Source organism: Lysobacter sp., from assembly GCA_013141175.1.
GTDB lineage: Bacteria > Pseudomonadota > Gammaproteobacteria > Xanthomonadales > Xanthomonadaceae > Lysobacter_I.
In genome coordinates, this window is sequence record JABFRN010000001.1 from 1,093,503 (window position 1) to 1,107,051 (window position 13,549).

General features: G+C 62.8%; 11 protein-coding genes. 6 read left to right on the plus strand and 5 right to left on the minus strand.

Features of this window, described 5'->3' with window-relative positions; all coding sequences use genetic code 11:
• The first annotated feature begins 172 nt into the window (after window positions 1-172).
• Complete coding sequence (locus HOP03_05050) at window positions 173-937, plus strand: hypothetical protein (protein NOT87531.1); 765 nt, start codon at window positions 173-175, stop codon at window positions 935-937.
• A 143-nt stretch (window positions 938-1,080) separates the two neighbouring features.
• On the plus strand, window positions 1,081-1,737 hold the full coding sequence (locus HOP03_05055) for a phytanoyl-CoA dioxygenase (GenBank protein ID NOT87532.1): 657 nt from the start codon (window positions 1,081-1,083) through the stop codon (window positions 1,735-1,737).
• An 8-nt stretch (window positions 1,738-1,745) separates the two neighbouring features.
• Here the strand turns inward: HOP03_05055 and HOP03_05060 are convergent, their stop codons facing one another.
• The 5 genes from HOP03_05060 to HOP03_05080 all read right to left on the minus strand — a co-directional run bounded on the left by HOP03_05060 (window position 1,746) and on the right by HOP03_05080 (window position 8,087).
• Window positions 1,746-2,279 (minus strand): transposase, encoded by a 534-nt coding sequence (locus HOP03_05060; GenBank protein NOT87533.1) that lies wholly within the window; start codon window positions 2,277-2,279, stop codon window positions 1,746-1,748.
• 1,116 nt (window positions 2,280-3,395) lie between these two features.
• The gene (locus tag HOP03_05065) at window positions 3,396-4,349 is read right to left on the minus strand and encodes a DUF2971 domain-containing protein (protein NOT87534.1); all 954 of its coding nucleotides are present in this window, start codon (window positions 4,347-4,349) and stop codon (window positions 3,396-3,398) included.
• A gap of 24 nt (window positions 4,350-4,373) precedes the next feature.
• Window positions 4,374-5,147 (minus strand): NrdJb, encoded by a 774-nt coding sequence (locus HOP03_05070; GenBank protein NOT87535.1) that lies wholly within the window; start codon window positions 5,145-5,147, stop codon window positions 4,374-4,376.
• Window positions 5,148-5,249: 102 nt separating this feature from the next.
• Window positions 5,250-5,741 carry a hypothetical protein gene (locus HOP03_05075; protein NOT87536.1) on the minus strand — a complete coding sequence of 164 codons (492 nt, stop codon included), beginning with the start codon at window positions 5,739-5,741 and terminating at the stop codon, window positions 5,250-5,252.
• A 192-nt stretch (window positions 5,742-5,933) separates the two neighbouring features.
• On the minus strand, window positions 5,934-8,087 hold the full coding sequence (locus HOP03_05080) for an adenosylcobalamin-dependent ribonucleoside-diphosphate reductase (GenBank protein NOT87537.1): 2,154 nt from the start codon (window positions 8,085-8,087) through the stop codon (window positions 5,934-5,936).
• A gap of 609 nt (window positions 8,088-8,696) precedes the next feature.
• Between HOP03_05080 and HOP03_05085 the strand changes: the two genes are divergently transcribed.
• The 4 genes from HOP03_05085 to HOP03_05100 all read left to right on the plus strand — a co-directional run bounded on the left by HOP03_05085 (window position 8,697) and on the right by HOP03_05100 (window position 13,068).
• Complete coding sequence (locus HOP03_05085; GenBank protein ID NOT87538.1) at window positions 8,697-10,145, plus strand: Do family serine endopeptidase; 1,449 nt, start codon at window positions 8,697-8,699, stop codon at window positions 10,143-10,145.
• A gap of 91 nt (window positions 10,146-10,236) precedes the next feature.
• Window positions 10,237-11,007, plus strand: coding sequence for an HAD family hydrolase (locus HOP03_05090; GenBank protein NOT87539.1), 771 nt, complete (start codon window positions 10,237-10,239; stop codon window positions 11,005-11,007).
• A complete protein-coding gene (locus HOP03_05095; protein NOT87540.1) occupies window positions 11,004-12,386 on the plus strand; it encodes a leucyl aminopeptidase family protein in 1,383 nt (460 codons plus the stop codon). Before HOP03_05090 ends, HOP03_05095 begins: the two co-directional genes overlap by 4 nt.
• Window positions 12,379-13,068: an arylesterase gene (locus HOP03_05100; GenBank protein NOT87541.1), complete on the plus strand. Its 690-nt coding sequence runs from the start codon at window positions 12,379-12,381 to the stop codon at window positions 13,066-13,068. The genes HOP03_05095 and HOP03_05100 overlap by 8 nt, the downstream gene beginning before the upstream one ends.
• Window positions 13,069-13,549: the final 481 nt, after the last annotated feature.

Here is a 13,549-nt window from a genome sequence, read left to right on the forward strand (position 1 = left end):
GGCAGGGTCAACACGGCGATCTGTTTGTCGCAGCGCAACATCGGTTTGCGGACACAGCATCGTTTTCCATTACGAAGTCGTGACAGCGTTGTCTGGCGCATCCGTCGAAATCGTCATGCGCGATCGCCCGCCTTGTCCATCGCCAACGGAGACAGGATGACAGGCAAGCAGGATGAAACAGAAACAGGATCTCCGGCATATCGATGGCGCGCATCGCGATCGTCGATCGAACACCGATGGCAACGCCATGCATCGCACGCTTCCATTCCGATTCGCATCGCATCCAAGCATCAGGCGCGTGCGCCCGGCGCCAAACCACGCACGCACGACCGATGACATCGTCGTCACTGTTCGTCGTCGCTCCATCGTCACGACAATGGACATGAAGATCACGCGGCGTGCTGTCGCCGCGAACAGAAGCGCCGCGCCACAAGTCACGCTGTCGTTGCGCACATTCGCCGTGCATCTGCGAGCACATACGCTTCGATCGCGGTCTCGTACGCACGCACGCAACATCGATCGGAACGGACGTTCTGTTCGCAAGCGCCGTGTCCACGAGTGGTCGTGCGTGCGTGATCGCACCCACCATCAACCAGAGAGAGAGAGAGCACACATGAAAACCGTCAATCGTCGCATCACGCGCCGCACGCTCGGCGCCGCATTGCTGCTGAGCGCGGGCGCCTTCGCAGCGCCCGCGATGGCCCTCCAATGCGCTTACATCCCCATGGACAACTATCAGTGCACCACGACGTATACGCCGCTTCCCGACGATATCCTGTTCTGGGCGGACGGCGCCGGCAACACGCAATGGGGCGGCACGCAGTTCACTGCGACATGCGACAGCTACGGCATGCTCGACGTCAGCCTGATCCGATGGAACGGACAGAGCTTCGAGGTCGTCGACGGCGCACGAGGCATGTGCCTGAGTGGATTCTGAGCACTGCGGCGGGCGCACGTGCATGCGCCCGCATCCTCTCCAGCGGCACGAAGTGCCGGGGAATCCTCTTTTCGCGATCGCTGTATTTTCCCGCATGGAACCGATCACAATATCGCCCGGCTCCGAACGGCATCGACGACACCATGATCGACCGCGACCTGCTCCATCGCGATGGCTATGCCCTGCTCCGTCAAGCGATCCCGGCAGAATGGCTGGGCGCGCTTCGCGATGCCTTCGATGCGGGCGTGAAACCATCGGCGCAATGGCCCGTTCCCCGCGGCGCGGACTGGCGTCATGCAATGCTCGATCTCGATGCGGACGTACAGGCCGTCTGCCGACTGCCGCGATTGCTGGCGGTGGTCGGTGCGTTGATCGGCGAACGGTTCTTCCTTGCCCAGGTCGAAGGCCGCGAGCCCTTGGCCGGAGGCGGCCGTCAGGGCCTGCACCGCGACCTGTCGGCGCAGCGGCCCGGCGATACCGTCAACGCCCTGGCCTTCTTCGACGACTACGGCCCCGGGAACGGCGCCACGCGTCTCGTCCCCGGCAGTCATCGCCCCGCGCCCGGCGAGCCGGCGTTCGACCTCAACGACGAATCCCGGTGCGTGCAGCTCGCAGGCAGCGCCGGCGACATCCTGGTGTTCGATGCCGATCTGCTGCATGCCGGCAGCCTCAATCCGACCGGTGCACGCCGTCGCTCCATCCTCATCGGCTATTTCGCCGAACCCCGCTACACCTCGCACCTTGCAACGGCGCATCTTCGCAACGTCCGGATGGAGACGCACGAGCGATTCGATCCGTAGGGCGGGCTTCAACCCGCCTCGCGGGTCATCACATGACCGGTCGATTCCCCACTCCAGTCGGCAGGCAGAACGCCTTCCCGAACGAATCGATGGAACGACGAATGCGGCCAGTCGCCCACCCGCGAAACGTAGCGGTGTTTCACGGGATTGAAGTGGATGTAGTCGATGTGGTTGCGCAGATCCCGTTCGCCGCGGATCAGATGCTCCCAGTAGCGGCGTTGCCAGATGCCGCGTTCGTTACGTCTCCGCCTCGATTCCGGGATACGCTCGCTCTGCGGCACGCGCTCACAGAAACCCTGCTTGATGCGCATCCAGCGTGTGGCGTAGTCCGCATCGCCATCTGGAAGCACCCAGAGGGCGTGCATGTGATTCGGCAAGACCACCCAGGCAATGCTCGCGAATGGCCGGGTCCGCATCACATCCCCCACGCTCGCGCGCAACGCATCAATCCGCTCGATCAGCAAAGACGACGATCGGTCGGCAAGATTGACCGTGAAAAAATACGTGCCGCCAGGCACCCACATGCGACGATAACTCGACATCGCCCAAGCGTGCCCGTCGCACCCGCCCATCGCCATCCGGCAACCTCGCACCGCACCGTCGGAATTTCCCGACCCCGACAACCCACACGCCCGTCCAAGTAGGGTGGAGTAAGCGCAGCGCAACTCCACCATCGTAACGAGACAAACGCATCTTCCCCATGCGCGAAACCATCCGCTCCGCTTTGTGTGCGTGGTGCTTGTGGTCGCGCAATGGTGGAGTTGCGCTGCGCTTACTCCACCCTACTTGCTGTTTCACCGAACCCGCTATGCCTCGCATCTCGAAACGGCGCATCTTCGCAACATCCGCATGGAAACGCACGAGCGATTCGATTCGTAGGGTGGAGTAAGCGCAGCGCAACTCCACCATCGCATCAAGACAAACGCAACTTCCCCATGCGCGAAACCATCCGCTCCGCTTTGCGTGCGTGGTGCTTGTGGTCGCGCAATGGTGGAGTTGCGCTGCGCTTACTCCACCCTACTGGTTACTTCGTCGAGCTCGCTACGCCCCGCATTTCGAAACGGCGCACCCGCGCAACGTCCGCATGGAAACGCGCGAGCGATTCGATTCGTAGGGTGGAGTAAGCGCAGCGCAACTCCACCATCGCATCAAGACAAACGCATCTTCCCCATGCGCGAAACCATCCGCTCCGCTTTGTGCGCGTGGTGTCTGCGGTCACGCAATGGTGGAGTTGCGCTGCGCTTACTCCACCCTACTGGTTACTTCGCCGAACCCGCTACGCCCCGCATCTCGAAACGGCGCACCCGCGCAACGTCCGCATGGAAACGCACGAGCGATTCGATTCGTAGGGTGGAGTAAGCGCAGCGCAACTCCACCATCGCATCAAGACAAACGCATCTTCCCCATGCGCGAAACCATCCGCTCCGCTTTGCGTGCTTGGTGTCTGTGGTCGCGCAGTGTCCGCATGAAAACGAACGAACAATTCGATCTGTAGGGTGGAGTAAGCGCAGCGCAACTCCACCATCGCAACAAGACAAAAGCATTTTCCCAGTGCGCGAAACCATCCGCTCCGCTTTGCGTGCGTGGTGTCTGTGGTCACGCAATGGTGGAGTTGCGCTGCGCTTACTCCACCCTACTTGCTACTTGCTTTTTTTGCTTCAGAAGCCACGTGAACGAAACGGAATTGTAGATCGGCGAACTCTGCTCTTAACTGACCCAAGATCACTTTTATCAAGCATTCTTTCGAATGCATTAATAGCAAGCACAGACCCATGAGACGGGCCGAGAATTATTTCAGCAATCAAATCAGAAAGATTTGGAATCCATGAAACCCTTCCATCAAGAGGGATTTTTAGTTTGGGCTGAAAACCTGTCACGCCAGCAGCGTAATCAACGTAATTTTCAAATAAATTTTCACTATCTCTTTCTGAGAAATATATCAATCTCCACTCATTCTCCTCCTTAAAGCCGCAATGCTTTGTAGTCAGAGATATGAATTTGATTTTTTCTAACAAATAAGATGCGGACAATCCCATTTTCTTATCACCAATTTCACTCAGCTTCCTTAAGAAAAAATCAGCAATCTTTTCGATTTCCTTTCTTATCAAAGCCTCTCTTTCTCCCGGAAGACAATATTTTACCGGGCCAAGAATGAAAGGCGAATCGTCTTGCGGGGTGATTTTTGCAGTATCAAATACTATAGCCACCCCTTCCCCATTAGATCCATAAGCTCTCCACATGGAGAGAATGCCATCACCATCTCCCTCCTCATGCATTGAGAAACAGGCCGCAAACAAGGACCTTGCATGGCCGTGATCATAAAGATCAACATGCTCTTGAAATAAATTAATAAACCTATCAAATCGATCATAACTTCCGCAGGCAGTCTCAACTCCTTTGTGGGTGGAGAGAATTTTTATTGCCTCACGGATGCCCCACTGCAGCTCTTCAACATCATTCATTAATATTGGATGCGAGAGCCAAAGCTCTTTCCCCCGAAGAATAGCCTCTGCAGTCACCGCGGAAGTGTAATGAGCTAATAGTGGTCTAGCATTTGGATAATCCTCCGGACCTTCAACCTCATCCCATAATAAATTCCATAGCTCATCCATCAAGGAATCCATTTTACCCCCCCCTCACCCACACTTCGAATACCCACAATTCAAACAAGTAGCACACCCATCCATGATCACGATGGCTTTCGTGCTGCACTTGTGGCACATCGTCGCCGAAGGCGGAAAACTCACGCCTTCGCCGGTGACTTCGATGTCTTCGTGATGCGCGGCGGGGGCCGCTCCGCTCACGTCAGGCTTTTTTTTTGAGCGGTTCTCTTCGTACGCGCGGCGCTTTTCGGCGATCAGCGCGCGCTGCGCATCGCTCATATCCGGGTCGTGCATCAAACCAATCGTCTTGAGGTGGTCTTCGACGATCATGCCCAGTTCGGCGACCAGCGAGGGCATGTACACGCCGCCGGCCTTGAAGTAGCCGCCCTTGGGGTCGAACACGGCTTTCATTTCCTCGACCAGGAAGGTGACGTCGCCGCCCTTGCGGAACACGGCGGACATGATCCGGGTGAGCGCGACGATCCACTGGAAGTGTTCCATCGACTTGGAGTTGATGAAGATCTCGAAGGGGCGGCGCTGTTCGTGCTCGTTGCCGGCGTTGAGCACGATGTCGTTGATCGTCACGTACATGGCGTGTTCGACCAGCGGGGATTTGATCTTGTAGGTGCTGCCGATCAGCACTTCGGGGCGCTCGATGCGCTCGTGCATCTGGATGACGTCGGCGACGGGCAGGGCGATTTCGGCCTCGACGGTTTCGCGCGCGACCGCAGCGCCGGGGACGGCGGCCTTGTCTTCCGGTTTGACGACGGCGTAACCCTTGATTTTCTTGTCGATCTTGACGGCCATTGGTACGTGTTCCGATGCGGTGTTGGTGTGGGGTGTGTCCTGGTCTTGCCTACCCCTCCCCGACCCTCCCCTTCGCGTTGCGAAAGGGAGGGAGGAAGTGGATTACTTCTTCTTCACCGCTTTCTTGGCGGCCTTTTTCGGCGCGGCCTTTTTCGCGGCTTTCTTCACCGCTTTCTTGGCGGGCGCTTTTTTGGCGACGGCTTTCCTGGCGGCTTTCTTCACGGTTTTCTTGACGGCGGCTTTCTTGGCCGTGGCCTTCTTCGCGACCTTCTTCACCGCTGTCCTGGTTGCGGCTTTCTTGGCGGCGACCTTCTTGGCGGCTTTCTTGGCGGTCTTCTTCGCGGCCTTCTTGGCGCCGGCGACCTTGGCCTTCACCGTCTTCACGGCGGAGGCGGCTTTGGCCTTGGCGTCGTCGACCGCTTTGCCGGCGGCCTTGCGGGCCTTGCCGGCGGTTTTCCTGGCTTTCTTCACCGCGCTACCGACCGCTTTGCCCGCTTTGGTGTTGGCGACCGCGTCGCCCACTTCCTTTGCCTTGTCGGCCACTGCTTCGGCGGCGTCGGAAATCGCTTCCGTGATCACATTGCCATTGCTCATGGTGGTTCCTCGTCAGGGGATGCTCTGGGGTGACATCTTGGGGTTACGGGTCTTCGCCCGTGTGCGGAATGTAGCGCGATCCGTGGTGGTGCGGTGAAGTTGGCGACGCGGGATTTTCTGCGCGTTCGACGGGGGCGTTGCCCCCACCCCAACCCTCCCCCGCTTCGCAGGGGAGGGGGACGAACGCAGCGGTCAGAATTTGCCGTAGTAGCCTTCTTTCAGTGCATCGAACAGGTTGGCGGCGGTGTGCATTTCGCCGTCGTATTCGATCTCTTCGTTGCCCTTGACCTCGATGAAGCTGCCGTCTTCCAGCTCGAAGCGGTAGAGCGTGCTTTCGAGGTCGGACTCCTTCACCAGCACGCCCTGGAAGGCGGCGGGGTTGAAGCGGAAGGTGGTGCAGCCCTTGAGGCCCTGCTGGTAGGCGTAGCGGTAGATGTCCTTGAAGTCCTCGTAGGGGTAATCGGTGGGGACGTTCGCGGTCTTGGAGATGGAGCTGTCGACCCAGCGCTGGGCGGCGGCCTGTACGTCGACGTGTTCCTTGGGGCTGACGTCATCGGCGGAGATGAAGTAGTCGGGCAGTTTCGCCGTCGGGTCTTCGCTGTAGGGCATCGCCTGGGGATTGACCAGCGTGCGGTAGGCCAGCAGCTCGAAGCTGAAAACGTCGACCTTTTCCTTCGATTTCTTGCCTTCGCGGATGATGTTGCGGCTGTAGTGGTGCGCGAACGAGGGCTCGATGCCGTTGGAGGCGTTGTTGGCCAGCGACAGCGAGATGGTGCCGGTGGGCGCGATCGAGCTGTGGTGGGTGAAGCGGGCGCCGACTTCGGCCAGTTCGTCCACCAGCTCCGGCGCCACGTCGGCGATGCGCTGCATGTAGCGGCTGTATCTGGCGTGCAGCACCTTGCCGGGGATCTCCTGGCCGAGCTTCCAGCCGTCCTTCACCATTTCCGGACGCTTGCGCAGCATTTCGGCGGTGACGGCGAAGCGCTCTTCCATGATCGGCGCCGGGCCCTTTTCCTGGGCCAGCTGCAGGGCGACTTCCCAGCCGGCGACGGCCATGTCGCGGGCGATGCGGTCGGTGAATTCCAGCGACGGCGTGCTGCCGTATTTCATGCCGAGCATGGTCATGGTGCTGCCCAGGCCGAGGAAGCCCATGCCGTGGCGGCGCTTGCGCAGGATTTCGTCGCGCTGTTTCTGCAATGGCAGCCCGTTCACTTCGACCACGTTGTCGAGCATGCGGGTGAACACGCGCACGACTTCCTTGTATTCCTCCCAGTCGAACGTGGCCTGGTCGGTGAAGGCGTTGCGCACGAAGTTGGTGAGGTTGACCGAGCCCAGCAGGCAGGCGCCGTACGGCGGCAACGGCTGCTCGCCGCAGGGATTGGTGGCGCGGATGCTCTCGCACCACCAGTTGTTGTTCATCTCGTTGACCTTGTCGATCAGGATGAAACCCGGCTCGGCGAAGTCGTAGGTGGAGACCATGATCATGTCCCACAGATGACGGGCACGGATGTGGCCGTAGATCTTGCAGGCGACCAGGCCGTCGTCGCGGCTGATGTAGGTGTCGTGGGTGGGCCATTCGCGCCAGACCACCTGCTCGGCGCTGTTCACGTCGATGTCGCCGACTTCCTTGGCGTTGATCGGGAACACCAGCGGCCAGTCGGCGTCGATCTCGACCGCCTGCATGAAACCGTCGGTGATCAGCAGCGACAGGTTGAACTGGCGCAGGCGCCCGTCTTCGCGCTTGGCGCGGATGAAGTCCTTCACGTCCGGGTGGGCGACATCGAAGGTGCCCATCTGCGCGCCGCGACGACCGCCGGCCGAGGACACGGTGAAGCACATCTTGTCGTAGATATCCATGAAGGACATCGGGCCCGACGTGTAGGCGCCGGCGCCGGCGACGAACGCGCCGCGCGGACGCAGGGTGCTGAATTCGTAGCCGATGCCGCAGCCCGCTTTCAGGGTGAGGCCGGCTTCGTGGACTTTTTCGAGGATGCCGTCCATCGAGTCGGTGATGGTGCCCGACACGGTGCAGTTGATCGTCGAGGTGGCCGGCTTGTGTTCCAGCGCACCGGCATTGGAGGTGATGCGGCCGGCGGGAATCGCCCCGCGGCGCAGCGCCCACAGGAAGCGTTCGTACCAGTACTTCTGCTTTTCGGTATTCGGTTCGGCGTCCGCCAACGCATGCGCCACGCGCTGGTAGGTGGCGTCGATATCGGTATCGACGTCCTCGCCCTGCTTGGTCTTGAGCCGGTATTTCTTGTCCCAGATATCCCAGGACGCCGGCTGCATCGGTATTTCGGCGGCAGCGCTCGCTTTCGCGACCGCTTCAAGACGCACTGTGCTCATCCACTCCCATCCTCGTCGTTGTGTAGGCGCGGTGCTGCCGCAGCCTGTTGTTCTTGTTGCCGATGGCGGAGCTCCGCGCCACGCCTCGGTGAATTCTGTGATGCGGTTCCGGATCCAACCGCCGCGCAGACACTCCCTGACGATCCAGATGTATTCGCCTAACGTACTGTCTTCTTTCGATACGAAGCCGGTTTGTCGAAGCCTTTGTCGAAGCCTGCGGCCCAGGGATCTTCCGTGGAACAAGATTTCCCGTGAAACACCATTGGTTGGGCCTATTTCCGCGCTTACCCCAAGATATAGTGGCGACGCGGGGTGCCAAGCTACGCCCCTGTTCGGCCCAAGTCAACGGCTTGACGGGAGGGAAATCACATTCTCCGTCTGGCGACGGAACCCGGATCCGACCGCCTCCCGGGCGCCGGCCGGACGGCAGGTTTCATCTGCGGTTTAGGGCCCCCCACCGAGACTCCCCAAGGCGGCACGGGACCTCTGGATGCGTTCGCGGGGCTTGATTCCCCGGGCCTCTGCCGCGATGTTCAGCGGATGCCGCCACCGGCTTTCCACCCGGCCGCCACCCGACTTCCCATCCGCGTCACGACCTGTCCGAAGACGATGACCACCGACCGCGCCCGCACCAAGAAGACCTCGCTCCTGCTCGCCCTGACCGCCGCCGCCGCGTTCGGGGGCTTCGCCGCCACCTGGGTCCGCGAAACCCTGCAGACCCCGGCGATGGCCGCCGCTGCCATCCCGGCCGCGCTGCCGACGGTGGCGGCACTGCCCAGCGCCATCGACGGCCAGCCCATGCCTTCGCTGGCGCCGATGCTGAAGAAGGTCACGCCCGCCGTGGTGAGCGTGCATACCAAGCAGCGGGTGCGGGTGAACACGCCGTTCGGCGACGACCCGGTGTTCCGGCGGATGTTCGGCATTCCGGAGGAGCGCATCGCCGAATCGTTGGGGTCCGGGGTGATCGTGGACGCCGAGCGCGGTCTGATCCTCACCAACCACCATGTGATCGAAGGCGCGGACGATGTCTCGATCACGCTCAGCGACGGGCGGACCCTGAAGGCCGAGTTCGTCGGCTCCGACCCCGATACCGATGTCGCGCTGATGAAGATCCCGGCGCAGAAACTGACCGCGATCGCGCTGGCGTCCAGCGGCCATCTGCAGGTCGGCGATTTCGTGGTCGCGGTGGGCAACCCGTTCGGCGTCGGCCAGACCGTCACCTCGGGCATCGTCTCGGCGGTGGATCGCACCGGCCTGCCCGGCCTGGGATTCCAGAATTTCATCCAGACCGACGCATCGATCAACCCGGGCAACTCCGGCGGCGCGCTGGTCAATCTGCGCGGCGAACTGGTCGGCGTGAACACCGCCAGCTTCAACCCGCAGGGCAGCATGGCCGGCAATATCGGCCTGGGTTTCGCGATTCCGATCGACCTGGCCCGCAACGTGATGGCGCAGCTGTTGGACGGCGGCGCGGTGCGCCGCGGCGCGCTGGGCATCGACACCCAGGACGTGGACGCGCGGATCGCGCAGGGGCTGGGGCTGGACGAAGCCCGCGGCGCGGTGGTGACCCGGGTCTATCCGGGCTCGGCGGCGGCGTCGGCGGGACTGAAGATCGGCGACGTGATCGTGGCCGCCAACGGCCAGCGCGTGGACGACAGCGCATCGCTGCGGAATTTCCAGGGCCTGCAGCCGGTGAACGCGAAGGTGTCGCTGGACGTGCATCGCGAAGGCAAGCCGCTGCGGATCGCGGCGACCCTGCGCGAGCAGCCGCGCGAGATCGACGGCGCCAGCCTCGACCCGCGCCTCGCCGGCGCCAGCTTCGCCGAGCTGCCCGAATCCCTGCGCCGCCAGGGGGCGTCCGGGGTACTGGTGGACGCGGTGGCCAACGGCAGCCGTGCCGCCCGCAACGGCCTGCGCAAGGGCGATGTGATCCAGGCCGGCAGCATCGGCAAATTCGCCGACCTCAGCGGCTTCCGCGCCGGATTCGACGAGCGTCCGGACGCGCTGGTGCTGCGGCTGTGGCGCAACGGCCAGCGCGGCGATCTGCGGATGCAGTGACCCCCGGTGCGCGGCACTCGCTCTGCCCTCTCCCCGCAGCGCGGGAAGAGGGTGGCCGAAGCTCCGGAGGGGCAACCGTTTAGAATCACCCATGCATTTCAACATCCGCGCCATCACCCTCGACCTTGACGACACCGTCTGGCCGTTCGCACCGATCGGCGCGCGGATCGAACGGGTGCTCGACGATTGGCTGCGGATCCACAGCCCGCGCACCGCCGAACGCTTTCCGATTCCCGCGATGCGCGCGCTGCGCGAACAGGTGTTCGATGCGCACCCGCATCTGCTCCACGACATGAGCGCGCTGCGCAGGCTGACGCTGGAGCGCGCGTTGATCGAAAGCGGAAGCGACCCGGCGCTGACCGATGCGGCCTACGACGTGTTCTACGCCGAACGCAATCGCGTGGAGTGCTATCCCGATGCGCTGGATGCGCTGGCGCGGATCAGCGCGAAGCTGCCGGTCGCGGCGCTGAGCAACGGCAATGCCGATCTGGTCGCGATCGGCCTGGACCATCATTTCGCATTCCAACTGGGCGCACGCGAACACGGCGCGGCCAAACCCGATCCCGGCATCTTCCTCGCCGCCTGCGAACGCCTCGGCTGTGCGCCGGAAGAGGTGCTGCATGTCGGCGACCACATCGAGATGGATGTGCTGGGCGCCGCGCGCGCAGGACTGCGCACCGCGTGGGTGCATCGCGACGACGCGCATCATCCGCATTGGCCGCACGACGACATCCGGCCGGATCTGATCGTGCCCGATCTGGCCGCGCTGGCCGATCATCTCGACCGGATGCGGGGCGCGACGCCCGCATCGCCCGGCACGATTCCTCCTTCAGGAACACGCTCTCCAGGAACGCACCCATGACCGCATTGCCCGGCTTCATCGCCACTGCCGACCACGCCCTGCCGCTGCATGCGGTGACCGCGGGCGGTTTCGCCGCGTGGTCCGCACGGCAATCGGCGCCGCTGCAGGCCTGGCTGAAAGCGCAGGGCTTCACCGCCGCTGCCGGCACCGTCGCGCTGCTGCCCGGCAGCGAAGGGCTGGCCGGCGCGGTACTGGGCGTTGCCGACGCCAACGATCCGTTTTCCTACGCGCACGCCCCGTACGCACTGCCGACCGGCGACTGGCGGATCGCCGATGCGCTCGATGCCGACGCGACCGCCGCGCTGCAGTTGGGCTGGGGCCTCGGCAGCTATCGCTTCACCCGCTATCGCGATGCAGCGCGCGCGCCGGCGCGGCTGGCGATGGCTATCGACGACGATGTCGCCGCGCAGATCGCGGCCTGCTTCCGCACCCGCGATCTGATCAACACGCCCACCGAGCACATGGGCCCGGACGAACTCGAAGCGGTCGCGCGCGGGATCGCGACGACGCACGGCGCCGATCTCGATGTGCTGGCCGGCGACGATCTGCTCACCCATAATTTCCCGGCGATCCACGCGGTCGGCCGCGCATCGCATCGCGCGCCGCGCCTGATCGTGCTGCACTGGGGCGGCAATACCGATGAGGGCAAGGCGCGCCCGCATCTCGTCATCGTCGGCAAGGGCGTGTGCTTCGACACCGGCGGCCTCGACCTCAAGGCCGCCGCCGGCATGCGCAACATGAAGAAGGACATGGGCGGCGCCGCGCACGCGATCGCGCTGGCCGAACTGATCATGGCGCGCAAACTGCCGGTGCGGATCACCCTGCTGGTGCCGGCGGTGGAGAATGCGGTCGGCCCGAATGCGTACCGGCCCGGCGAAGTCATCGCCACGCGCAAGGGCATCAGCGTCGAGATCGACAACACCGACGCCGAAGGCCGCCTCGTGCTGTGCGATGCGCTGGCCTATGCCGCCGAGCAATCGCCGCAGCTGATCCTCGATTTCGCCACGCTCACCGGCGCCGCACGCGTCGCGCTGGGCCCCGATCTGCCGGCGCTGTTCAGCAACGACGAGGCGCTGGCGAACGATTGGCTCGCCGCCGGCGCGCGTCACTTCGATCCGCTGTGGCGGATGCCGCTGCATCGTCCATACCTGCGCTATCTGAAAAGCGACATCGCGGATCTCGCCAACGGCAGTTCGTCGCCGATGGCCGGCTGCATCACCGCCGCGCTGTATCTCGACCGCTTCGTGCCCACCGAACAACCGTGGGCGCATCTGGATGTCTACAGCTGGAACGACAACGACCGCGCCGGCCGTCCCGCCGGCGGCGAAGCGCAGGCGCTGCGCAGTTGCTATGCGATGTTGAAGGCGCGTTATGGTTGATCGTCGCCCGTATCGGCGGCAGTGGCGCGCATTGCTCGCGACCCTCGCGCTGCTCTGCGTCTTCGCAGGCGCGCACGCCTTCGCGCAACCCGCGAAAAAGCCCGTCGCGACGTCCGCCGCAACGCCCGCAGCGCAGCGCGCCGTGCTGGTGATGGGCGATTCATTGTCCGCCGCCTACGGACTGTCCGCCGCGCAGGGCTGGGTCGCGCTGACTGCGGAGAAGATCGCGAAGGAGAAACCCGGCTGGCGCGTGGTCAACGCGAGCATCAGCGGCGAAACCACCGCCGGCGGCGCCGCGCGCATCGCGGGTGAACTGAAACGCCACAAGCCTTCGGTCGTGGTGATCGAACTCGGCGCCAACGACGGTCTGCGCGGTCTGCCGCTCGCGCAGACCCGCGCCAACCTCGCGAAGATGATCGTCGCCGCGAAAACCGCGAACGCGAAGGTGCTGTTGATCGGAATGCGGCTGCCGCCGAACTACGGTCCGGATTACACGAAACAGTTCGAGCAACTGTTCCTGGAACTGTCGCAACAGCACAGGACGGCGTTCCTGCCGTTCCTGCTGCAGCCGATCGCGACGGACGATCGCGCGTTCCAGGCGGATCGTCTGCATCCGGTGGCCAGTGCGCAGCCGAAGCTGCGCGATCACGTCTGGTCGGCGCTGGTGCCGCTGCTGAAGTGATTGTGGAATTTTCGTAGTCGATACTTCGGATATTGATGAGTGTTGACACAAGGGTAAAGCCTGGCGCCTTTTTCGCGCTGGTGCGCGAGTGACTTTCTTTTTGAAAAGAAAGTCACCAAAGAAAACACTTCAAGTCCAATTCCAAACTGCAATCTGAGGCGAAGCCGGGATTTTTCGATGAGGCGTCCTGCCTCATCGAAAAACGATGCACATCCTGTGCATCGCCCTCCGGGTCTCCAGTCATGGGATAGCGCAATGCGCCTGCAAAATCGTTGGGACGATGGCCATCTGTTGGCCTGCGATCAATCGTCCCGTCGTTTTGATCTGTGCTCTTCCTACCTGGTGAGTGCCCGGAGACTTCTTCGTCCCATCGACATCCAAACCACCGTGCAGTCGGACCAAGATCGTAGACCCGGAGGGCGATGCACAGGATGTGCATCGTTTTCCGATGAGACAAGGATGTCTCATCGGAAAATCCCGG

What these genes read in the sequence shown, in the direction of transcription:
- HOP03_05050 (NOT87531.1), top strand. Translation starts at nt 173, where the DNA reads ATGAAACAGAAACAGGATCTCCGGCATATCGATGGCGCGCATCGCGAT.
- HOP03_05055 (NOT87532.1), top strand. Translation starts at nt 1,081, where the DNA reads ATGATCGACCGCGACCTGCTCCATCGCGATGGCTATGCCCTGCTCCGT.
- HOP03_05060 (NOT87533.1), bottom strand. Translation starts at nt 2,279, where the DNA reads ATGTCGAGTTATCGTCGCATGTGGGTGCCTGGCGGCACGTATTTTTTC.
- HOP03_05065 (NOT87534.1), bottom strand. Translation starts at nt 4,349, where the DNA reads ATGGATGAGCTATGGAATTTATTATGGGATGAGGTTGAAGGTCCGGAG.
- HOP03_05070 (NOT87535.1), bottom strand. Translation starts at nt 5,147, where the DNA reads ATGGCCGTCAAGATCGACAAGAAAATCAAGGGTTACGCCGTCGTCAAA.
- HOP03_05075 (NOT87536.1), bottom strand. Translation starts at nt 5,741, where the DNA reads ATGAGCAATGGCAATGTGATCACGGAAGCGATTTCCGACGCCGCCGAA.
- HOP03_05080 (NOT87537.1), bottom strand. Translation starts at nt 8,087, where the DNA reads ATGAGCACAGTGCGTCTTGAAGCGGTCGCGAAAGCGAGCGCTGCCGCC.
- HOP03_05085 (NOT87538.1), top strand. Translation starts at nt 8,697, where the DNA reads ATGACCACCGACCGCGCCCGCACCAAGAAGACCTCGCTCCTGCTCGCC.
- HOP03_05090 (NOT87539.1), top strand. Translation starts at nt 10,237, where the DNA reads ATGCATTTCAACATCCGCGCCATCACCCTCGACCTTGACGACACCGTC.
- HOP03_05095 (NOT87540.1), top strand. Translation starts at nt 11,004, where the DNA reads ATGACCGCATTGCCCGGCTTCATCGCCACTGCCGACCACGCCCTGCCG.
- HOP03_05100 (NOT87541.1), top strand. Translation starts at nt 12,379, where the DNA reads ATGGTTGATCGTCGCCCGTATCGGCGGCAGTGGCGCGCATTGCTCGCG.